This window comes from Acinetobacter portensis, from assembly GCF_010646905.1.
Taxonomy (GTDB): domain Bacteria; phylum Pseudomonadota; class Gammaproteobacteria; order Pseudomonadales; family Moraxellaceae; genus Acinetobacter; species Acinetobacter portensis.
Map to the genome: position 1 here is coordinate 2,526,949 of NZ_JAAARQ010000002.1, position 22,183 is coordinate 2,549,131.

Annotated in this window: 17 protein-coding genes; 1 reads left to right on the forward strand and 16 read right to left on the reverse strand. The window is 36.9% G+C overall.

From position 1 onward, the window contains the following. Positions 1-92: 92 nt before the first annotated feature. The 16 genes from GTK57_RS11995 to GTK57_RS12070 all read right to left on the reverse strand — a co-directional run bounded on the left by GTK57_RS11995 (position 93) and on the right by GTK57_RS12070 (position 19,633). Positions 93-2,102, reverse strand: a complete 2,010-nt coding sequence (locus tag GTK57_RS11995; RefSeq protein ID WP_163123835.1) for an esterase/lipase family protein — start codon at positions 2,100-2,102, stop codon at positions 93-95. 112 nt (positions 2,103-2,214) lie between these two features. After that, on the reverse strand, positions 2,215-3,051 hold the full coding sequence (locus GTK57_RS12000; protein ID WP_152874586.1) for an ABUW_2363 family tetratricopeptide repeat lipoprotein: 837 nt from the start codon (positions 3,049-3,051) through the stop codon (positions 2,215-2,217). A gap of 121 nt (positions 3,052-3,172) precedes the next feature. After that, positions 3,173-3,979 (reverse strand): serine O-acetyltransferase, encoded by an 807-nt coding sequence (gene cysE / locus GTK57_RS12005; RefSeq protein WP_152874521.1) that lies wholly within the window; start codon positions 3,977-3,979, stop codon positions 3,173-3,175. Positions 3,980-3,993: 14 nt separating this feature from the next. Next, positions 3,994-4,821: an RNA methyltransferase gene (locus GTK57_RS12010; protein WP_152874522.1), complete on the reverse strand. Its 828-nt coding sequence runs from the start codon at positions 4,819-4,821 to the stop codon at positions 3,994-3,996. 27 nt (positions 4,822-4,848) lie between these two features. Continuing rightward, positions 4,849-8,418, reverse strand: coding sequence for a DNA polymerase III subunit alpha (dnaE, locus tag GTK57_RS12015; protein ID WP_152874523.1), 3,570 nt, complete (start codon positions 8,416-8,418; stop codon positions 4,849-4,851). Positions 8,419-8,698: 280 nt separating this feature from the next. Continuing rightward, a complete protein-coding gene (locus GTK57_RS12020) occupies positions 8,699-9,394 on the reverse strand; it encodes a methionine ABC transporter permease (protein ID WP_163123838.1) in 696 nt (231 codons plus the stop codon). Next, positions 9,391-10,416 (reverse strand): methionine ABC transporter ATP-binding protein, encoded by a 1,026-nt coding sequence (locus GTK57_RS12025; RefSeq protein WP_152874525.1) that lies wholly within the window; start codon positions 10,414-10,416, stop codon positions 9,391-9,393. The genes GTK57_RS12020 and GTK57_RS12025 overlap by 4 nt, the downstream gene beginning before the upstream one ends. Before the next feature lie 72 nt (positions 10,417-10,488). Then, positions 10,489-11,358: a MetQ/NlpA family ABC transporter substrate-binding protein gene (locus GTK57_RS12030; RefSeq protein ID WP_152874526.1), complete on the reverse strand. Its 870-nt coding sequence runs from the start codon at positions 11,356-11,358 to the stop codon at positions 10,489-10,491. Between the two features lie 570 nt (positions 11,359-11,928). Then, positions 11,929-12,489, reverse strand: a complete 561-nt coding sequence (locus GTK57_RS12035) for a hypothetical protein (protein ID WP_152874527.1) — start codon at positions 12,487-12,489, stop codon at positions 11,929-11,931. Positions 12,490-12,506: 17 nt separating this feature from the next. Beyond that, on the reverse strand, positions 12,507-12,983 hold the full coding sequence (locus GTK57_RS12040) for a hypothetical protein (protein WP_152874528.1): 477 nt from the start codon (positions 12,981-12,983) through the stop codon (positions 12,507-12,509). Positions 12,984-13,071: 88 nt separating this feature from the next. Continuing rightward, a complete protein-coding gene (gene purD / locus GTK57_RS12045; protein WP_152874529.1) occupies positions 13,072-14,355 on the reverse strand; it encodes a phosphoribosylamine--glycine ligase in 1,284 nt (427 codons plus the stop codon). A 177-nt stretch (positions 14,356-14,532) separates the two neighbouring features. Then, a complete protein-coding gene (gene purH, locus GTK57_RS12050; protein WP_152874530.1) occupies positions 14,533-16,107 on the reverse strand; it encodes a bifunctional phosphoribosylaminoimidazolecarboxamide formyltransferase/IMP cyclohydrolase in 1,575 nt (524 codons plus the stop codon). Between the two features lie 94 nt (positions 16,108-16,201). Continuing rightward, positions 16,202-16,471 (reverse strand): DNA-binding transcriptional regulator Fis, encoded by a 270-nt coding sequence (fis, locus tag GTK57_RS12055; protein ID WP_001086304.1) that lies wholly within the window; start codon positions 16,469-16,471, stop codon positions 16,202-16,204. Positions 16,472-16,858: 387 nt separating this feature from the next. After that, positions 16,859-17,719 carry a DUF3426 domain-containing protein gene (locus GTK57_RS12060; RefSeq protein ID WP_152874531.1) on the reverse strand — a complete coding sequence of 287 codons (861 nt, stop codon included), beginning with the start codon at positions 17,717-17,719 and terminating at the stop codon, positions 16,859-16,861. A gap of 20 nt (positions 17,720-17,739) precedes the next feature. Further along, the gene (gene prmA / locus GTK57_RS12065; RefSeq protein WP_163123841.1) at positions 17,740-18,642 is read right to left on the reverse strand and encodes a 50S ribosomal protein L11 methyltransferase; all 903 of its coding nucleotides are present in this window, start codon (positions 18,640-18,642) and stop codon (positions 17,740-17,742) included. Positions 18,643-18,760: 118 nt separating this feature from the next. Then, the gene (locus tag GTK57_RS12070) at positions 18,761-19,633 is read right to left on the reverse strand and encodes a bile acid:sodium symporter family protein (protein WP_152874532.1); all 873 of its coding nucleotides are present in this window, start codon (positions 19,631-19,633) and stop codon (positions 18,761-18,763) included. A gap of 289 nt (positions 19,634-19,922) precedes the next feature. On the opposite strand from GTK57_RS12070, the gene mnmG reads away from it, so the two are divergent. Next, the gene (gene mnmG / locus GTK57_RS12075; RefSeq protein ID WP_152874533.1) at positions 19,923-21,803 is read left to right on the forward strand and encodes a tRNA uridine-5-carboxymethylaminomethyl(34) synthesis enzyme MnmG; all 1,881 of its coding nucleotides are present in this window, start codon (positions 19,923-19,925) and stop codon (positions 21,801-21,803) included. The last annotated feature ends 380 nt before the right edge of the window (positions 21,804-22,183 follow it).

Here is a 22,183-nt window from a genome sequence, read left to right on the forward strand (position 1 = left end):
TCTATAGTTAAAGAAATAGCATATTTAATTTGGAATATGCAAGTATTAAAAAAACCAATCTATATTTAGATTGGTTTTTATGAATTGAATTCTTAGGGTTTATGTAAGCCTAAATCAACCAAGTGTAATTTTAGAATTCGCCGAAGTTCTAAAACTGCTTCTGGTGTTTCTTGAATTGAGTGCCCACCTTTAATAATTTTTTCTGAAAGAGCACCATCTAAATGTGCACTTTTATAGGGAACAATATCATCAGAGATAATATTTATATCATCACTCGCTGTATTATTACCAATAATGCTGTGGTATTTAAATCCTTTATAAGGCATTACATTTTTGGTGATTTCAGTGAATTTCGAATTGTTACTTAAATCACTTGGACCATTTTGAATTAGTCCATGTCCAATTTCTTTGGCAAAGTTTTTCATATTCGCATTACCATCTTGCATTGAATTTGCAAGTGCTCCTAAAAAGGCTACAGGTAAACGAATGATTTTTCGTGCCGCAAGTGTAAACCAACGATCTGCAAATGCAGTTCCTCTATGGGGTGCTGCCAGAAAAATTGCACGACTGAAATTAGGTATATGATGCATTTCTAAACGTGCTTTGAATAATGGATCATTGGCATATTTATTTGCGCGACTATTGTTTAATAATGTCAGTGCAGGTTTTACTAAATCTGCATCACTGACTAATAATCTAGAAATAATACCACCCATGCTATGACCAATTAATACAGCATCTTTTTTGGCAGATGCTGAAGGTGCAACTTGGTTGAATGTTTGTGTGATGAGTGCATGAATTTGGAAACGACTTTCCAAAATTGGCATATTGGTTGAATAAAATACTTGCCAAACTTGATAGTTGTCGCGAAGGACAGGGTCGCCCATCATGTCATTGGTTAAGCGTACCCATGCTTCAGGGCTACTTGCGAGACCATGAACCAAAACAATCACTTTTTTGTTCGGATTATAGGGTTCTAGCATGAATAGATGTGGCATGGTTAAATTATCATCACGATCGATAAGTGATAAATATGCTGAACGTAATAAATTATTTTGAGCAAGCCATAATCCATAAGGCGCTGAAAAGTTTGCTGCTAAAGGATATGAGTTTCCTGAAATTTTTACACTATCATGATTATAAGGATCATAGACTTTTAGGTTTAAAACTTTGCCATAGAGAATATCATCTATCGAAGATACCTTTTCTGGTTCAACTGTAACAGTAACAGCTAAGTAGCGTGCATTGTGAATATTGGGGTTGCTACCATTAGGGTATTTGTGGTGTAAAGGATCTGTAATGTATTCGGTTTTTGTATTCATTGAATTTTCATTAGGATCTTGTAACACCATTAAAAATTCAGAACCAAAACCATCTCGACGTGTAATAGATCTTAACCCTGAAAAGTTCATGTTGTAGGTCGACATTACATTTTCAATTTTTTGTGATTTAAGTAAGGGGTAGTTATCGAAATTGATTTTGTAAATACTATTGCCAACAGTCATACTTGGTTGAAATGTTGTGTATTTATATTTTAAAGCATGCGCATTTGAAAGTTTTGCAATGGCTTGGTTGTAAAAGTCTCGTATTTGAACTTGTCTGTTGTCAAAAATTCGATCATTTACATTACGTTTTGTTTTAAACATATATGCATAGCTATAACGAATACTTTGATCAAGCATGTGAAGCTGATTATCTAAACAGGTGTCATAAGCTTGCTGAATAGTTTTTTGTTTCTCTTCTGAACGATGGCTCGTTAAAATACTTGTTTTGCAATTTGATGAGTTTTCATAAGCAAGTGCTTTGGCTAAATACAGCTCACTTGCGGTGGAAAATAATTGTTCATCTTGAATTTGAGCAATTTCTTTGAGTTCTTTTACACAATGATCAGGATCATCTGAGCAAATTTTAGCTTCACGACCTGTCATGGAAAGCACATTTAAACTGGCTTCACTGAGTTTGTTGCGTGATAAAATACTGTCACGTTCTGTTGCAATCGTGGCATTGAGAGAGACGGTTTTAACACTGACAACCTGACAGCCTGAAAGTAACAAGGTACTAAAGGCTGCAAGGAATGTTATTTTTTTTATAAGTGGAGTCATGGACTTAATATATTAAATGTGCAAATTTCATCATACGATTTTTCGTTATTATTTCAATCTACAAATATAAAAAAAGACCGTCTAAACGGTCTTAATTTGTTAACAGAGTAAATTACTTAGATGGATTCATCACTTGCCATACATTCCAACGACCTTTCTTCTCAATTTCTTGAATAAGTTGATCCGCTACATGTGCTTCTTGTGAGTACTGTAATTTATAATTTTTTAGAATTTGAACAGCATTCTTCTTCTGTTCCATTGCTAAATAATTGTTTGTTGCAGAAAGATACGCTTCTTGAACACCAGCTTTCATTGCTTTATCTAGATATGGAATAGCTTCACGTTGACCACCACCTTCAGATAGTGCAAAACCAAACCAGAAGTTAAGTTCAGGATCTTCTTTATTTAACTTTTGAAGACGTTGTGCATAATCCATAGATTTAGTGGTATATGCAGAACCTAAGTCTAGGTTGCGTGCCATAACACTTGCTTTAAATGCGCGAATCAGTACATCAAAAGATGCATTGTTATTTGCTGTTAAAGTTTCAAGTTGTTGATTGACTTGTTTTAGTTTTGCTTCAAAGCCTTTACGTTCTTGGCGTTCTGTAAAGCGAGGTGGGTAATGACGAGCTTTACCCTCAACTAACTGTAAAAAATCATCAATTTCAGTCACATCTATTTGGTTGCTAGATGCCGATGTTGCATAAGAAACTTGACGCGTTTTACTGTTTGTTGCAGGAACAATTAAACGATTTTTACTTGAGCCTACTTTTTTCAACTCTAATTCAAATGCAGGTGGTTCATTATAATTAAATGGATTAAGTGCATAAAATGGAGCAGAAAGGGATGGTTCTTTGAAAACGATTGGTTCGTTACTTGTTGGTAGAACTGAGCAAGCAGATAAAAGTGCAGCTGATAGTACTGTACATGCCAACGGCTTAAGCATCATCATGATTCATCCATTCATTTATTTTAAAGTGTGATTTGGAGCATATCTATTCGTTTCATCAGTCTAGAAAAACGAAAAAAAATATGCAAGTTACGGCTTGTTAATTTGTGAAGTCAAACGCTTATGCTTTAGATTGGCTACTTTGAGCTTCACATTCACGTCTAACATCTTCAATTATTTTCAATTCTTCCGCGCTAAAAGGTTGTTCTTTTACATGTTGCTTTTTGAATGTAGGGTCAAGTAAGGATAAACGTTGACATAATGTATTCATCCGTTTTTCATTTTGTTGAATCCGATCCAATAAAACACGCATACCATCAAGAATTGGGTCAGATTGGTCTTGTGTTGCAGCATAGGGTTGGAAGCCAATGCTTTCTGCATAATCACGACGACGTGCTTCTTCTTCACTGGGTTTGTTTTTCGTGATAAAACGCGCAGGATTTCCAACAGCCGTGGTATTTTCAGGAACTTCCTTTGTTACCACAGCATTTGAACCGACTTTAGAGTTTTTACCCACAGTAAAAGGCCCTAAAATTTTTGCACCTGCGCCTACAACCACACCATCTTCAAGTGTCGGATGGCGTTTACCTTTGTTCCACGTTGTGCCGCCCAATGTCACGCCATGATAAAGCGTCACATCATCGCCAATTTCAGCAGTTTCACCAATCACAACACCCATGCCATGATCGATAAAAAAGCGACGACCAATTTTAGCGCCAGGGTGGATTTCAATACCAGTTGAAAAACGGCTAAATGAAGAAAGTAAACGTGCTGATCCTTTACAGTCTTTTTTCCATAATTCATGTGCAACACGATGCATGATTAATGCATGAATGCCAGGATATGTGGTTAAGACTTCAAGTGTGTTTCGTGCGGCAGGATCGCGCGCGAAGACAGCGTTTATATCTTCTTTAAGCTGTTTTAGCATTGGATTGATCCCCATTATTTTTCAGACTTCGACTGTTTCCATGTGCCATTATTTAATGCCTGAACACGGCTAAATATGCCACGAAGTAAATGATATTCCATACGATCTAATTGTATACGACCAAATAGACGACGCAAGCGTAAAGGAAGTAATCGTGGGTTTTTAGGGTCTAAAAACTCAATTTCAGCTAACATTTTTTCAATATGCGGATAAAACTGTTCCATTTGTTCATGTGTTACAAGTGGTTCATCCCATTGCATATCTTCGGTATCTGTTACATGCATGGTCGCTTCAAGATCAACTTCTTTGCCCATTGTGTCCATGGCTGCCATACGCATTTCATAGCAAATGACTTGAATGGCTTGTGCAACATTTAAAACGCCATAATCTGTATTTACAGGAATGGTCACATGAAAGTTTGCAAGAGCAAGTTCATCATTGGTTAAACCACGATCTTCACGACCAAAAACAACAGCAACTTCTTGTTTGTCATTTATTACGGCTTTTAATGATTTTTCAGCCGCAGGGCGTGCATCTAAAAGTGGCCAAGGAATTGTGCGGCTACGTGCGCTTGTACCAAATACAATGTGACAATCTTTAATGGCATCTTCTAAAGTGTCTACTATTTCAATATTGTCGATTAAATCGGTTGCGCCTGCTGCAAGTGCATTGATATCTGGATGCGGATATGTTTTTGGTGCAACCAAAACAAGCTTAGATAAGCCCATGGTTTTCATTGCACGTAAAGCACTCCCAATATTTGCAGGTAGTGTGGTGTTTACCATGACAATACGCACATGGGAGAGATGTGCTGAAACAGCAGCATTGTCAATATGACTCATAATAATTCCAATTTGACAGTCTTAATTTTAAGAAAATTGTTCGGCTTCAGCCTGATATTGTTCCATTGCATCATCCATAGACATACCATCTGGTGGAGGTGCAATTTGAGTAGGTTTTGTAGCTTCGTAGCTTACGACTTTTGCAGCTTTCGATTTCACTTGATATTCAATGTGTAAGGCTTCTTTACCGAAATAGTCTCTTACTTTACTGAGAAGTTCATCTAAAGGTGCAACTTTCCAGTTTATTCCCAGATGCAATTCGGTTGAAGCATATGCAAAATCAAGTTTTAACTGTACAGGAATGTGCGTATGCATATCGACATTACAGTACGGAAGAAGCATATTTTGCAGATCTTTATTTAAAGTTTTGCTGATATGTTCAGGTGCTAATTTAATTTGAATACTATTGGCACGTTTTTGGCGAATTTCATTGAGGTTAAATGCTTTGGTTAAACGACCCATAGGGCGGTCAAAGCCTTCACGCTCGTAAATTTCACCTTCAATCACCACAACTTTTTCATTCACAATCACATCTTTAAAACGTTGGAAACGTTCGTGATTGGCTGAAATTTCAATACGTGCTGTGCCATCGTCAAGTGTGACCATCATGCGGTTAGGGAAGTTGGCAATATCTACCACTAAACCTGCAAATACTGTGGTTACGCCACGACGTGTTGGTGTTAATTCATTAATTTTATTCGATACAAAAGATTTAAGTTCTGTTCTGTAAACATCTATAGGATGTCCTGTTAAGTACAATCCTAAAGTGTCTTTTTCACCTTTTAGGCGAACTTCATCTGACCAAGGTTTTACGGGTTTTGCAGGTTTACGTTGAACTTCTTCAACCTCACCAAATAAATCCATAATACCTGTTTCACGATTCGAACGAGCCTGATCTGCTGCTTGAACAGCTTCTGGAAGTTGTGCCATTAGACTTGCACGTTCAATGCCTAAACAATCCATTGCACCTGCACGAATCAGCGCTTCTAAGGTACGTTTATTGATTTTTTTCATGTCTACACGATGGCAGAAATCGAATAAATCCTTATATGGACCATCTTGAATACGTGAATCGATGACAGACTGCATTGCAGCCTCACCAACGCCTTTAATTGCACCTAAACCATAAACAATGGTTGATGGGCTACTTGCATGGAATTGGTATATAGACATGTTGATAGAAGGTGGAAGCACTTCTAACTTATTAATACGACAGTCATCAATTAAGAACACAATACTGTCTGTGTTCTGCATTTCAGAGGTTAAAACGGCTGACATGAATTCAGCAGGATAATGCGCTTTTAACCACGCTGTTTGATAAGCGACGAGGGCATAAGCGGCAGCATGTGATTTGTTAAAACCATAGCCTGCGAATTTTTCCATATAGTCGAAAATATGGTTCGCTGTTGCTTCATCAATATCTTTTTCAGCAGCACCTTTAATAAAGATTTGGCGTTGTTTCACCATTTCTTCAGGTTTTTTCTTACCCATGGCACGACGAAGTAAGTCTGCACCACCCAAGCTATAGCCTGCACAGAACTGTGCTGCCTGCATAACCTGTTCTTGGTAAACCATAATACCGTAAGTCGGTTCGAGTACTTTTTCTAACAGTGGATGTAAGTATTCAAAATCGCCACCATGCATACGGTGAATAAAGTCTGGAATAAGATCCATTGGACCTGGACGATATAACGATACAAAGGCAATAATTTCTTCGAATTTACTTGGGCGTGCTTCCTTGAGCATTTTTTTCATGCCCACGGATTCAAACTGGAATACCGCTGTTGTGTTTGCCTTTGCAAAAATTTCGTATGCAGGTTTATCGTCTAATGGAATATATGAAATATTCACAGGTTCTGTTACGTCTGTGCGTGCATTAATATGCTTAATCGCATCTTCAATAACAGTTAAGTTACGCAAACCCAAGAAGTCGAACTTCACTAAGCCTGCGGCTTCCACGTCGTCTTTATCGAATTGTGCAACACGTCCTGTACCATCTGCATCACACATGACAGCCGAATAGTCAGTTAGCTTGGTAGGTGCAATGACAACACCACCTGCGTGTTTACCTGTATTACGGGTAATACCTTCAAGCTTGAGTGCCATTTCCCAAATTTCAGATGCATCATCGTTATCTGGGTTAGATGGGTTAGTCACAATATCTTTAAGTTGAGGTTCTGCTTCAATTGATTCTTCTAAACTCAAACCTAAAGGTTTGGTTGGAATCATTTTTGAAATACGGTCGGCTAAACCATAAGATTTACCCAATACACGGGCAACATCTCGAATTGCACCTTTGGCAGCCATAGTACCAAAAGTTGCAATTTGCGATACAGCATCTCGACCATAGGTACGTGCAACATAGTCAATAACACGGTCACGACCTGCGATACAGAAATCGACGTCGAAATCGGGCATGGATACACGTTCTGGGTTTAAGAAACGTTCGAAAAGTAAGTCATAACGTAATGGATCAAGATCGGTAATTTTTAAGCTATAAGCTACAAGTGAACCTGCACCCGAACCACGACCTGGGCCTACAGGTACGCCATTGCCTTTAGACCATTGAATAAAGTCCATGACAATAAGGAAGTAGCCGGGGAAGCCCATATCTAGAATGATTTTAACTTCAAAAGCTAAACGTTCATCGTAAGGTTTGCGAATTTCAGCCCAATCATCTCCACGCTTTTCAGGTGGATAAAGGAAATCTAAGCGTTCCTCTAAGCCTTCTTCCGATAAATGTGCGAAGAATGAGCCAATGGTATGACCTTCAGGAATTGGATAATCGGGTAAGTCGTTAAAACCTAAACGTAATGTTACGTTACAACGTTTTGCGATGTGATACGTATTTTCAATTGCTGTAGGAATATCCGAAAACAGCTCAATCATTTGCTCAGATGTTTTGAAATATTGCTCTGGGGTGTAACTTTTTGGTCTGCGATTATCGCCAAGCACATAACCATCTGCAATACATACACGTGCTTCATGTGCTTCAAAATCTTCACTTTTAATAAAGTGAACATCATTATGTGCAACAACACCAATATTATATTTTTTTGCGAGTTTTACCGCTTCGTGAATGAAATCTTCTTCACCAGAATGATTTGTACGAGAGAGCGCGAAGTAAACTCGATTACCAAATTTTTCAACCCATTCTTCTAATAGTGGTTCGGCTTTTTGCGGATTAGATGTACATAGCATTTTGCCGACATCACTTTGCATGCCTAAAAGAACAATTAAGTCTTGGTTTTGTTCTAAAATTAATTCTTTTTTTACACAAGGAATATCGAGTTGTTGTCCTGAAATATAACCTTCAGAGACAAGTTCAGTGAGGTTGCGCCAGCCTTTATTGGTCATAGACAATAAAGCAACACGATGCTCTGCATCATTTAAACGTAATGTTGCACCTAAAATAGGTTTAATGCCTTTGCCCAAGCATTTCTGATAAAACTTTACCGCAGCATGTAAATTTGATAAATCGGTAATGGCAAGTGCAGGCATTTGATCATCTGCTGCAACTTTAACAAGTTCAGGTATACGAACAATAGATTCCGTAATTGAAAATTCTGTTTGAATACCAAGATGTACAAAGTGCATAAATGAGTCCCTGCAAAAACACCCGCTATTTTAGCACGCTCTATTGTTATTCTGAGTGTAATTGAATTGAATTGATGAAGTTTTATCTAATATTTTATAGAAATATAACATGATCAAAACATTAACAAATGAAAAACTATAGAATTTGGATGTTTTATCTAAAAAGGCGGGAGATCTTGATGGTTTTTCTAAACGATAAAATAGATGAGCTAAAATAAAAGCCCTCAATTGAGGGCTTTTATTTTTCAAATTTCATCAAGAAAAAAATCTGCAATAGGTATTATCTTAAACGAGATAACCATTCACCTAAAGACTGAACAATTTGAACCAGAATAATCAGCACAATTACGGTTAAATAAATCACGCTATCATCAAAGCGTTGATAACCATATGAAATAGCAAGGTCACCAATACCGCCTGCACCAATTGCACCAGCCATTGCAGTTGCGCCAATTAAACTAATGAGGGCAGTGGTTAAGTTTAAAATAAGCGAGCTACGTGCTTCAGGAACAATAAACTTAAACACGATTTGTAATGGTGTTGCACCCATTGCTTGAGCAGATTCAACAATACCGCTATTCACTTCAAGCAAAGAAGATTCAACCAAGCGACCAATATATGGCCCGACATAAATGGTTAAAGGCACAATTGCAGCCCAAGTACCAATGGTTGTACCTGTAATAAATTTTGTTAAAGGATAAACCGCAATCATTAAAATAATGAAAGGTAATGAACGCAATGCATTAATAATTGGGTTTAAGCCATAATAAATTTTAGAGTTGGGCAAAATACCGTCTGCACGCGTCATAACAAGAATAATCCCTTGAATGAAGCCCCAGATTGTTCCAAAAATCATTGCAAAAAACACCATGCTAAATGTTTCTTGTAATGCGGTAACAAACTGATCCATTGAAACTGAACTAGTCCAAAACGGTGCTGTCATTTGTGTCAGTAATTGAACAATGAGCTCTCTCATGCGATTACTCCTGATTGTTCAACTTCTACGCCGTGAGATCTTAAGAAATCGATGGCTTGTTGAATAAGTGCATCATCACCTAGAAGTTGAATAAACATTTGTCCAATCACAGTACCGTTAATTTCGGTCATATTGGCAAAAAGAATATTCAAACTAATATCAAACTGTTTAATAACTGCCTGAATAACTGTTTCTTGTGCAGAACTACCTAAGAATTTAAGGCAATACACACTGTTATGATTTTGATTTTCTAAATTACTCAAAATATTTACAGGTAATTGTTGCTGTAAAACTGTTTGAATGAAATTTTTGGTTGTAGGATGTTTCGGTTGACTAAAAATTTCTAAAGTTGAACCTGATTCAATGACCTTACCTTGTTCCATTACAGCCACATAGTCACAAACAGTTTCAATTACGTCCATTTCATGGGTAACCATTACGATGGTAATACCGTGCTCTTTATTGATTTTTTTCAATAAAGCTAAAACAGATTTAGTTGTTTGAGGATCTAGTGCACTTGTTGCTTCATCGCAAAGTAAAATTTTAGGATGATTGGCAAGGGCACGGGCAATACCAACACGTTGCTTTTGACCACCCGAAAGTTCATCTGGGTAGGCATTGGCTTTATGTTTAAGGTCAATAAATTCTAATAATTCATTTAAACGTTTTTCACGCTCAGCTTTGCTGTAGCCCAACAGTTTCATTGGCATTTCAATATTTGCAGAAACCGTTTTGGTTTGCAGTAAATTGAAGTGCTGAAAAATCATGCCAATATTGGCACGTTCGCTACGAAGTTCAGAAGCGCTTAAAGCGGTGAAATCGGTTTGATTGATAATCACTTGACCGTCATTTGGACGTTCTAAAAGATTAATCAGACGGATTAAAGTACTTTTACCAGCTCCGCTATAGCCAATGATGCCAAAAATACTGCCATCTGGAATTTGAAGGTTGATCTGATCTAAGGCACGAATAGTTTGGCCATTGAGCGTGTAATGCTTGGAAATATTTTTAAATTCAATCATATCGTCAAAATTAATCTGGAATGAAAAACAGGCAAAGAGATTTGCCTGTTTTAGTTATTATTAATTATATTACTATTTAGTTTCAGTTAAATAGCTGATTGGTTTATTTACGTCAACTTTAGTACCTTCAAATTTCTCTTTAATGAACTTTTGAGCGGCTTCAGTATGATATAAAGCACCAACTTTTTGTAATACAGGATCATTTGCACGATCTGCAACAACAGCTAGAACATTCACGTTAAGTTTTGTACTTTGGTCAACTGGCTCATAAAAAACAGAATCTTTAAGAACGTTTAAACCACCTTCAAGTGCAAGTGTATTACCTAAAACAATTGCATCTACTTCGTCTTTAACACGTACAGCAGTTGCCATTTGAATAGGTTTAATCACAATTGCTTTAGCATTTTCAGTGATGTCGTTTGGTGTACCAGTTGCAGGGTCAAAGTCAGCTTTTAATTTCAATAAACCCGCAGATTGAAGAAGAAGTAAAGCACGTGCTTCATTTGCTGCATCGTTTGGAATAGCAATTGTTGCGCCATTTGCAAACTCTTCAACTTTTTTAACTTTGCTTGAGTAAATACCCATTGGCTCTAAGTAAGTTGTAGATACAGGTGCAATTTTATCTTTGTTTGATGCATTGAATGCAACAAGATATGCATAAGATTGGAATGCATTGATATCAATTTCTTTGTTTGCAACAGCGGTATTCATTGCAACGTAATCTGTAAAGCTTTTCACTTGAAGATCAATACCTGCTTCTTTCGTTTCAGGTAATTTTGCAATAAAGTTCCAAATATCAGCATCTGAACCTGTAGAAGCCATAACAACTTTTTGTAATTCTGTTGTTTCTTTTTGCGCTGCTTCAGTTGCAGGTGCTTCAGGCTTTGAACAAGCTGTTAAGCCAACTGTAAGACCTAAAATAAGTCCAAGAATTTTTTTCATTTCTTCGTCCTAAGTAAATTTATAAGTGATAAATTTACGATAACCAATGTTGGAGAGATTATAGGTTAAATAAAGCCTTAGCGTGTTGAAGCTAACGTGAGCGTTATTTAATAATCAATTACTTATATGGCAGTTTCCATACTAAACAATGACTTTATAGATTGAACTAAATAAAGGCAAATTTTGTTTTCTTTGGAACAGTTCATAACTTGGCAATATCATAACAATAAATAAATATTCGATATAGTGATGAAAAACAGAATACTTAGCTTAATTATTGAATAAGGGTTGTAATTTATTCTATTAAATTTATTTAAAAACAATAAATTATCTAAATATTAATTTAATTTAGCTTAATAGTAATGTCTTTATTCATCTTTATAAGATTTTATCTGATATAAAGATGAAAAATGAATATAGAAGTAAACTTATAAATGAAAATGTTGAATGAATGAAGCCTTATAAAATGCTTGTGTAAAAGAAATATGTATTCTATGTTCAATCGCAACTCTATATATTTTCATTTTGCTTATTATTTAAGAGGGAAAGAGGGTTTTGTTGCTTGGAAACTTAAGACTTTCTTTTATATGCAAAAGGAAAGAGATCAAAAATTTTTCTAACAGGATAGTCACGTAAATATTTATATGTAGATAGGCGATAATATTCATTCCAGTAACTTACAGATCTTTGATAAGTCAGATAACAGAATTCTTTATTTTGCTGAATAAATTTATTAATAACAGATTTATTTGCTTTTATATACGGGTAGAGATCCTCACAAATTTCCACAACATACTCGCCTAAGAGCATAAAAATATAAGGAATAACAAAATCGTCCTCTTCTAATAGGGGATGAATTTGCATAATATTTTTAATAACTTCATGACGGATAAATCCATTGTGATGACGCGTAAAAATACAATTTATTATGAGTTGTTGGTGACATGTGAATGAATCGAGTTGAGCCATCGTTAAGGGTTTATTATAAATTCGATAAGGAATTTGAAGGAAATTTTGATTCAAAGTAATATTACGACATGCATCGATATCGTCTAAAACTAAATAATTTTTTATGGAATTGATGTCATTCCTACAATGTAAAGGAAAAGCATTTTCTAATGAATTAATCATTTTTAGTCACTTTGAAATTAAATTGTATGTACATTTTGAAGCCATTTAAGTAGAAATTTATATAATTCTCTATATATATGTTGAGCTGTCGTGTTAGAAACTAATTGTATTTGATCATCATAGATAATGATGTGGGTATATAAATTGCCTTCATGTAATTTGTCGCTAAATTCATGTAAGTATTCGGAGAGAAACACTAAATTATCAAGATGATATTCATATTGATGATCTAAATTGTGTGGCAACTTTTTTTGTACATATTCTTCTAAAACGGACAGAGCGATTTTTCCTGTATCGATTTTTAAAAGTTGCGGATTGATCTCGATAAAATATTTTTGAATTTTATCTGCTGATTCCATAAAACAGAGATTAAGCGCAAATTCGTTATGGACGTCTTTTAGAAGGGTTGCTTCTGCCCAATATTGAATGTCTTTTGCTGTACATAGTCCTACAATCAATCTTATTTTTAAACAAAATTTTTCTTCATCATTCATTTTTTAAATTTTTAAATAAAATTGTTGATTTAATTGTGGCATAAAAAACCCCGCACTAAGCGGGGTTTTTATTTAATCTAAATTTAGATTAAGCATTTTCACGAGCAATTGCGCGGTAACCAATATCTTTACGGTATTGAACACCATCAAACGTTACTTTTTCGCAAAGTTCCAAAGCTTTTGCTTGTGCTTCGCCAATCGTATTACCTAACGCAGTTACGCAAAGTACACGACCACCCGCAGTTAAGATATCGCCATTATCATTGGCTTTAGTACCTGCATGGAAAACTTTAGCATCAGTCATAACTGTATCTAAACCTGTAATGACATCGCCATTGCTTGAAGTTTCAGGGTAGCCTTTAGATGCTAAAACGATACCTACAGTCTTACGCTCATCCCATTGTGCTTCCGCAGGTAAGTTACCGTCTAAACCTGCTTGAACTAAATCAACCAAAGATGATTTTAAGCGCATCATGATTGGTTGAGTTTCAGGATCGCCAAAACGACAGTTGAATTCGATGACTTTTGGTTGACCTTGTTCATCAATCATCAAGCCTGCGTATAAGAAACCTGTGTAAACATGACCATCTTTTTTCATGCCTTCAACAGTTGGACGCATCACTTCATTCATTGCTTTTTCAAACACGTCTGAAGTTACAACAGGAGCAGGAGAGTAAGCACCCATACCACCTGTGTTTGGACCTTGGTCGCCTTCAAAAATACGTTTGTGATCTTGGGATGTTGCCATTGGCAAGATGTTGTCGCCATCAATCATGCAAATGAAAGATGCTTCTTCACCTGCAAGGAACTCTTCAATCACAACACGAGAACCTGCATCGCCAAATTTGTTGCCTGAAAGCATGTCATCAATCGCATCGAATGCTTCTTGATTGGTCATGGCAACAATGACGCCTTTACCCGCAGCAAGACCATCCGCCTTAATCACAATTGGCGCGCCATTTTTTTCAACAAAGGCTTTAGCAGCATCTACTTCTGTAAATACGTCATAAAAAGCTGTTGGAATATTGTGGCGTTTTAAGAAATGTTTAGCGAAAGCTTTAGAGCCTTCAAGTTGTGCAGCAAATTGAGTTGGACCCCAAACTTTAACACCTGCCGCGCGACAAGCATCGACAACACCATTTACAAGGGGAGCTTCAGGACCAACAATAATCATTTCAACAGTATTATTTTTTGCAAATTCGATAATCGCAGCATTGTCTAAAATGCTTAAGTTTACGTTTTCACATTTATTTTCAGTTGCTGTACCTGCATTGCCTGGTGCAACAAATACTTTTGTTACTTGATCGTCTTGTGCGATTTTCCAAGCGAGGGCGTGTTCACGACCGCCATTACCCAATACTAAAATATTCATTTAAAAAATCCCTCGAAAATGATAATCCCCCTTGCGAACTCAGAATATATTCTGAGGATTCTCACCCTTTAAAAAGGGAGGAGTATCACGAAGTTAAAGTACACTCTATTTCGTGAAAAGTCCCCCTTTTTTGAAAAGGGGGATTTAGGGGGATTTATAAATACGACTTATAATTAATTAGTGGCGGAAATGACGCATGCCTGTGAATACCATTGCAATACCTGCTTCATCAGCAGCTGCAATTGTTTCTTCATCACGCATAGAACCACCCGGTTGAATAATGCATTTGATACCTGCTTTCGCAGCGTTATCAATACCATCACGGAATGGGAAGAATGCATCAGACGCCATTACAGCACCTTCAACCACTAAACCTGCATGTTCAGCTTTAATTGCAGCAATACGAGCAGAGTTTACACGGCTCATTTGACCTGCGCCAACACCAATCGTTTGACGACCTTTTGCATAAACAATCGCATTAGATTTAACGTATTTCGCAACTTTCCAAGCAAAAATCATGTCATCAATTTCAGCTTCTGTTGGTGCGCGTTTAGTTACAACTTTAAGATCAGACGCTTTGATCATGCCTAAGTCTTGGTCTTGAACTAATAAGCCGCCATTTACGCGTTTGTAGTCAAGTTGTGCAGCACGTTCATCAATGTTCGGTAGTTCGCCACATACAAGTACACGTACGTTTTTCTTCGCACCTGTTACTTCAAGAACGCCTTCAGCAATGCTAGGTGCAATAATTACTTCAACGAATTGACGGTCAACAATTGCTTGAGCAGTTGCAACGTCTAATTCACGGTTGAATGCAATGATGCCACCAAATGCAGATTCAGGATCTGTTGCATAAGCAAGATCGTAAGCCGCGTGAATACCATCTAGAGAAACTGCAACGCCACACGGGTTTGCATGTTTAACAATAACACAGGCTGGTTTTACAAAAGATTTAACACATTCAAGTGCAGCATCTGTATCTGCAATGTTGTTATAAGATAATTCTTTACCTTGTAACTGCGTTGCTGTTGAAACAGAAGCTTCTGAAGCTGTGTCTTCTACATAGAAAGCAGCAGATTGATGTGGATTTTCGCCATAACGAAGATCTTGTACTTTATTTAATTGAGTATTGAAAGTACGTGCAAATTTGTCAGCTTGACCTTCTTCTTTACCTACGCGAGCGCCTAAGTAAGAAGCAATCATGCCATCGTATTGTGCTGTATGTTCAAATGCTTTAACTGCTAAGTCAAAACGTGTCGCATGAGATAAAGCACCCTCAGCTTTAAGTTCAGCAACTACAGTTGAATAGTCAGATGCATTTACAACAATACCTACAGATGCATGGTTTTTCGCAGCAGCACGAACCATTGTAGGACCGCCGATGTCGATATTTTCAATCGCATCTGCAAGTGAACAGTTTGGTTTAGCAACAGTTGCAGCAAATGGATAAAGGTTAACAACAACTAAATCGATTGCATCAATGTTATGTTCAGCCATCACAGCTTCGTCTAGACCACGACGAGCTAAGATACCCCCATGAATTTTAGGATGTAGTGTTTTAACACGACCATCCATCATCTCTGGGAAACCTGTGTGCTCTGAAACTTCAACTACGGCAACATTATTGTCTTTCAACAATTTGTATGTACCACCAGTAGATAAAATTTCTACCCCTAGAGCAGCAAGTTCTTGTGCAAATTCAACAATACCAGTTTTGTCGGAAACAGAGATTAAAGCGCGTTTCATAGTCATGATCTTCGTCACAGTCTTTAAGGAACAGATTAAAACAAATTAGCCAATATACAGATAAAAAAAATGCCCGCGGAAGCCGCAAGCATTTTATCATTTATTCACTCATTAAACCGTGAGCTTTCAACTTTTTACGTAGAGTACCACGGTTAAGTCCTAGAATCTCAGCAGCGCGGGTTTGATTCCCTCGCGTATATTCTAGAACCACAGATAAAAGAGGTTTCTCCATTTCTGCCAACACCATGTCGTAAACTTGTGATGGTTGCTCACCTTGCAATTGTGCAAAGTAGTGGCGAACTGCGCGATCTACGTGAATACGAAGAGCAACATCAGATTGAGCAGTAAAAATAGGAGATTTGCTATTCATGCGAATTAATCCGAAACAAATATCACTTGGGTAAAGTGATATATAAATATGGTCTATAAAATTTAACGAATATTCTGTCTTAGATCCTAAAACAGAATATTTTAAAACTGGTATATAGCTTGCCACAACTCAGGGCTTTGGTCGAAATTTAAGCGTAACAATAGTTAAAGATTTGTTACAGACCAATATCAAAACAAAAAAATCTACTCATACGCATTATGGTTGATAAGGCGCATTTTGTTGATCAGTATTTGTTGTGAATTTTGCGAGGAGTTTGCAGCACAAAGCTTTCGTGGCGCGTATAATACCATTGTATAAGGAAAAGTGAGCAAGAAAACTGCATTTTTTTTACTTTTTTTTGCAATTTTTAATAGTTTTTTTCAATGTTCAGGGGCGAATAATTTCCAAGTGGTAATTATCGAAGTCTTTTTTGTCTATAGGCGCAATAATATTGAAGTTAAATGGGCTGTTCTGAGGAATTCGTTCAATATTAATAAGACTTTTAATTAAGTATTCTTTTGGGCGGTAGGTTTGAGAATGAACTGCAACATTATTCTTAAAGAAAGTAATACTTACTAAAGGTAGCGCTAAACTGTGTTCATTGTGGTTAATAATGTAACCTGAAACATTTGATGATGTTTTATGAATAGGGGTGACTTTTACATTTACAAAATCTACTAACTTATATTGCTCAATTAAACTTTCACATTGGAACATGCCACATATTTTTGTGTAAGCACTATTAATAAGAGAGTTGTTATTTAGCATTTTAGGGTTAATCATTACAATTTGAAGTACAAATATAGCGATTAAAGAAAAATTAATGATTCCCCAGATGGTGTAATAACGCGTCGTGTTTTTCTTTTCAGGATTAAAGTCTGCATCTTTTGCTAAATTTAAAGTGGGAAATGCACTAATAGGTTCAGGGTTGAACGCATTCAAATTATTAAGATATGTTTTTAAATTGATATTAGAGTTTTCAACTTTTTGCTCAAAAATATTGAGAACATTCTTTGCTAATAGCGGGGTGTATGAAATGTCTTCATTGTTAATGTGCTGATCAGGTCGATTTTCTTGATATGAGATTGTCTCGTTTGAATCTGAGAGAGTAGATGTTAAATATGAAATGGCATTAAAGGTTGCTTCACATTTAGGGCAACAAACCATGCCCTGAGCCGCAGTAAGCTGCGGAACAGTTACTTTATAAGTAGATAAGCACTCAGGACATTTAGTTTGTTTTTCACTCATAATTTATACTAATAGTGGTATTAGAATGAATGACGTTTCCCGGAAATTCTGCACCAGTATTCGTCGCGCGTTTCAACTTGCAATATATCAAAAAATTCAGAATAAACGCTAGAAACATCATCAACTTGTTCCTGAATAACACCTGCAAGTGCAAATTCACTTTCAGATTTTACAAGTGTCGCAAATTGTGGTGCAAGCATCATGAGTGGGCCAGCAAGAATATTTGCCACAAACACATCTGCTTTTTGATCTTTTAGTGTTTCATTAAACTCGTCGGGTAAACCAACAAATAAGTTATCTAATACGCCATTGAGTTCAGCATTTTGTTTTGTTGCTAAAACAGCTTGAGGGTCAATATCGGTCGCATATACTTTTTTAGCACCTAATAATAGTGCTGCTACACCTAAAATACCTGAACCACAGCCATAATCAATCACAATTTTATCTTTTACGTCGGTTTGTCCAAGCCATTGTAAGCAAAGGAATGTACTTGCATGGTTACCTGTACCAAATGCCAAACCTGGATCTAACTTAATATTTACAGCATCTGCTTCGGGTGGTTGCATCCATTCAGGAACAATCCAATATTTCTCACCAATTTGGATTGGCTCGTATGCATCCATCCAAGTGCGTTCCCATTCTTGGTCTTCCATGAATTCGCTACGCATAGGCTCTGTAGGAAGTTGAGTGCGAATAAATGTTTCTAAAGCAGCAACATCTATTTCTTCATCATCTTCTTGAGCATAAATACCTGTAACAATCACTTTATTCCAAAGTGGCGTTTCGCCTGGAAGTGGTTCAAGTAAGTCTTGATTTTCAGCATCATCTAAAGTCACGCTTACTGCGCCAAGAGATTCTAAAAGCGTTTCTGTAAAATCAACTTGTGCTTGATCAACGGTAATATGAATTTGTAACCACTTCACGGGAATAACCTAAAAAATTTTATATCTTGCATATTGTAGCCGATCTGCATGATGACTGCTTGAAAATCGGCACAGTGAATAGAAGATACTGCACCGATTTTAAATTTATTTCATTTAATCACGTCATATCGTTGGTTGATTCTTTTGTGCGTGTAATCATAAAGCCGAATATTGCAGCAAAAACATACATAAAAATTGAATAGACTGCGGCAGGCATTGCAATCGTTGTATTCGCCATAACAGTTAATGCAATGGTCATGGCTAATGTACTGTTATGAATACCAATTTCAAAGGCACATGCACGTGCTTGAGTACTACTAATACCTAAAACACGTGGTACAAAGTAACCAATGGCTAAACTACATGCACAGAATATTGCTGTTGCAAGTCCAACTTGGGTTAAATAAGTGGCGATGTTTGTACGCTCTGCAAAAATAGCAAGGGCGATAATTGAAATTAAAAAGATCACCGCAAATATTCGTAATGGTTTATTTAATTTCTCGGTGAGTTTTGGTGCGTAATGACGAATCAACATTCCAATGCCCACAGGAATAATAATGATTGCAAAAACTTGAAGGATTTTAGAAAACTGTAAAGAGATTTGCTGACTTTCTTGCATAAAGTGCAAAATTGCAAAATTCATTATTAAAGGTAGTGTAAATGCTGCAATCACTGAATTAATTGCTGTTAGGCTAATATTCAGTGCAATATCACCTTTAAATAAATAGCTAAATAAGTTTGCGGTACTACCACCAGGGGATGCTGCTAACAACATTAAGCCCACGGAAAGTAATGGTGGTAAGGAAAGCACTTTACAAAGAATAAAGGCAAGCGCCACCAATATGACTAATTGGCAGAATAGGGCAATGAGTACAGCTTTAGGATGTTTAGATACACGTTTGAAATCGTTGAGGGTGAGTTCTAAACCCAAGCCAATCATAATAATGGCAAGTGCTAAAGGTAGAAGAACGGTAATTATTCCCATATTCATATAAAACTCCTTTTAATTTTATCGTTTTCGCATCATCCAGATGCTTTGCTTGTCGCTTATAAATTTTTAATTATTTGAATATAAATAGATATTAACCATACTTATATAGGGCTTGTAAATACTAAAAAGTGACTGCTCTGCAATGGTCGGTTTTGAGAAATATTCTTTTTTTAAAGTATTGTATGAATCACGTATTTTTTTATTACGATAAATTCGACTTAAATTGTCAACTTAGACACTATTTTTTGCTACAATCTGCAGTCATTATTTTTATCTCTCATTTACCATTATGCATTATCCTAAAGTTTACGATGTCATTGTTATCGGCGGTGGTCACGCAGGTACAGAAGCGGCATTGGCTGCGGCACGTATGGGTCGACAAACCTTACTCTTAACTCATAACATTGAGACTTTAGGGCAGATGAGCTGTAATCCAGCCATCGGTGGTATTGGTAAATCGCATCTTGTGCGTGAAATTGATGCCTTGGGCGGTGCAATGGCACTTGCTGCCGATAAAGGCGGTATTCAATTCCGTATTCTAAACTCACGTAAAGGTGCAGCGGTTCGAGCAACTCGTGCCCAAGCTGACCGTGTGCGTTTTAAAGCTGCGATTCGTGAAACATTAGAAAACCAAGCCAACTTAGATATTTTCCAACAAGCAGCAGACGACTTAATTGTTGAAGGCGATACCGTTAAAGGTGTTGTAACGCAAATGGGCGTTCGCTTCGATGCGAAAACGGTTGTATTAACCACAGGCACATTCTTAGGCGGTGTGATTCACATTGGTCTAAACAACGCTTCTGGCGGTCGTGCGGGTGATCCTCCTTCAATTTCTTTGGCTGCGCGCCTTCGTGAATTGAACTTACCTGTAGGTCGTTTAAAAACAGGTACGCCTCCACGTATTGATGCACGTTCGGTCGATTTTTCTGTGATGACAGCACAGCCGGGTGATTTCCCATCTCCGACCATGTCATTTATGGGTGATGCATCTATGCATCCTGAACAGGTGAATTGCTATATTACGCATACCAATGAACGCACTCATGACATTATTCGTGGCGGTTTAGACCGTTCACCTATGTACACAGGCGTTATTGAAGGTGTTGGTCCACGTTACTGCCCATCGATTGAAGATAAAATTCATAAATTTGCAGATAAAGATTCGCATCAAGTGTTCATTGAACCTGAAGGTTTAGACACGCATGAGCTTTATCCAAATGGTATTTCTACATCTTTACCATTCGATGTTCAGTTTGAATTGGTTCGCTCAATTCGTGGTATGGAAAACGCGCATATTATGCGTCCGGGTTATGCTATTGAATACGATTACTTCAACCCACAAGCGTTGAAATTCTCTTTAGAAACTAAAGCCATTAATAACTTGTATTTTGCAGGTCAAATTAACGGTACAACTGGTTATGAAGAGGCTGGTGCACAAGGTTTACTTGCAGGCTTGAATGCTGCGCGTCGTGCATGGGATCAAGAGCAATGGACACCAAAACGTGATGAAGCGTATATGGGTGTATTGGTTGATGACCTCATTACTTTAGGTACTAAAGAACCGTACCGTATGTTCACATCACGTGCTGAATACCGTTTGATGCTTCGTGAAGACAATGCCGATCAGCGTTTAACAGCGATTGGTCGTGAAATGGGTCTTGTAGATGATGAGCGTTGGGCTTCTTACTGTGACAAAATGGAAGCAGTAGAGAAAGAAACAGGTCGTTTGCAACACCTTTGGGCTGCGCCAAATAACCCAATGGGTAAAAAGTTCGTTGAAATGACGGGTGCAGATTTATCTAAAGAATGTTCAGCAATTGATTTGTTGAAACGTCCAAATATTAACTTTGCTCAAATTGCAGAATTAACGGGTTCTGAAGTTACGCCATTTGTGGGCGAGCAAATTGAAATTGCTGTGAAATATGCAGGTTATATTAACCGTCAGCAAGAAGATGTTGCTCAAATGAAGCGTCTTGAGGAAACAAGTATTCCTGCCGATTTTGATTATGACGTTGTTTCTGGTTTATCTCGTGAAATTACTTTGAAATTGAAAGATATTCGTCCTGAAACTTTAGCGCAAGCAAGTCGTATTCCGGGTGTTACACCTGCTGCGGTTCAATTGGTGATGATTACAATTCGTAAAAATAACCAAGCTAAAAAATCTGCATAAGATTTTGAAGTGATAAAAAGCCCGCATAATGCGGGCTTTTTTAATGAATGAATTTTTATCTGAGAAATATTGGTGAATTTAAGTATCTGATTGAAAAAGTAAAAAGGCTTATCTATTTTTTGTATAAAAAGTACACATTAGTTCTTAAAGATAAAAAGTGATTTAAGTTTCACATCAACTTATTTCACAAAAATTATAGGAAAGTTTAAATTAGCTTCATGTTCAAAACACGAGGTAAATACCATGACTATGAAGCGTATTCGTTATAACAATTCAGATTTAGCCTGCCAATGTTAAAACTGAACTGTAAAATAACAAATATAAAGAACAATGAAGTTTGTAATGTCGGTTGTCTTGTTTACAAGCTTCGATTTCTATAA

Excerpts from the sequence above, each read along its gene's own strand:
- GTK57_RS11995 (WP_163123835.1), bottom strand. The coding sequence starts at position 2,102 with ATGACTCCACTTATAAAAAAAATAACATTCCTTGCAGCCTTTAGTACC.
- GTK57_RS12000 (WP_152874586.1), bottom strand. The coding sequence starts at position 3,051 with ATGATGCTTAAGCCGTTGGCATGTACAGTACTATCAGCTGCACTTTTA.
- cysE (WP_152874521.1), bottom strand. The coding sequence starts at position 3,979 with ATGCTAAAACAGCTTAAAGAAGATATAAACGCTGTCTTCGCGCGCGAT.
- GTK57_RS12010 (WP_152874522.1), bottom strand. The coding sequence starts at position 4,821 with ATGAGTCATATTGACAATGCTGCTGTTTCAGCACATCTCTCCCATGTG.
- dnaE (WP_152874523.1), bottom strand. The coding sequence starts at position 8,418 with ATGCACTTTGTACATCTTGGTATTCAAACAGAATTTTCAATTACGGAA.
- GTK57_RS12020 (WP_163123838.1), bottom strand. The coding sequence starts at position 9,394 with ATGAGAGAGCTCATTGTTCAATTACTGACACAAATGACAGCACCGTTT.
- GTK57_RS12025 (WP_152874525.1), bottom strand. The coding sequence starts at position 10,416 with ATGATTGAATTTAAAAATATTTCCAAGCATTACACGCTCAATGGCCAA.
- GTK57_RS12030 (WP_152874526.1), bottom strand. The coding sequence starts at position 11,358 with ATGAAAAAAATTCTTGGACTTATTTTAGGTCTTACAGTTGGCTTAACA.
- GTK57_RS12035 (WP_152874527.1), bottom strand. The coding sequence starts at position 12,489 with ATGATTAATTCATTAGAAAATGCTTTTCCTTTACATTGTAGGAATGAC.
- GTK57_RS12040 (WP_152874528.1), bottom strand. The coding sequence starts at position 12,983 with ATGAATGATGAAGAAAAATTTTGTTTAAAAATAAGATTGATTGTAGGA.
- purD (WP_152874529.1), bottom strand. The coding sequence starts at position 14,355 with ATGAATATTTTAGTATTGGGTAATGGCGGTCGTGAACACGCCCTCGCT.
- purH (WP_152874530.1), bottom strand. The coding sequence starts at position 16,107 with ATGACTATGAAACGCGCTTTAATCTCTGTTTCCGACAAAACTGGTATT.
- fis (WP_001086304.1), bottom strand. The coding sequence starts at position 16,471 with ATGAATAGCAAATCTCCTATTTTTACTGCTCAATCTGATGTTGCTCTT.
- GTK57_RS12060 (WP_152874531.1), bottom strand. The coding sequence starts at position 17,719 with ATGAGTGAAAAACAAACTAAATGTCCTGAGTGCTTATCTACTTATAAA.
- GTK57_RS12070 (WP_152874532.1), bottom strand. The coding sequence starts at position 19,633 with ATGAATATGGGAATAATTACCGTTCTTCTACCTTTAGCACTTGCCATT.
- mnmG (WP_152874533.1), top strand. The coding sequence starts at position 19,923 with ATGCATTATCCTAAAGTTTACGATGTCATTGTTATCGGCGGTGGTCAC.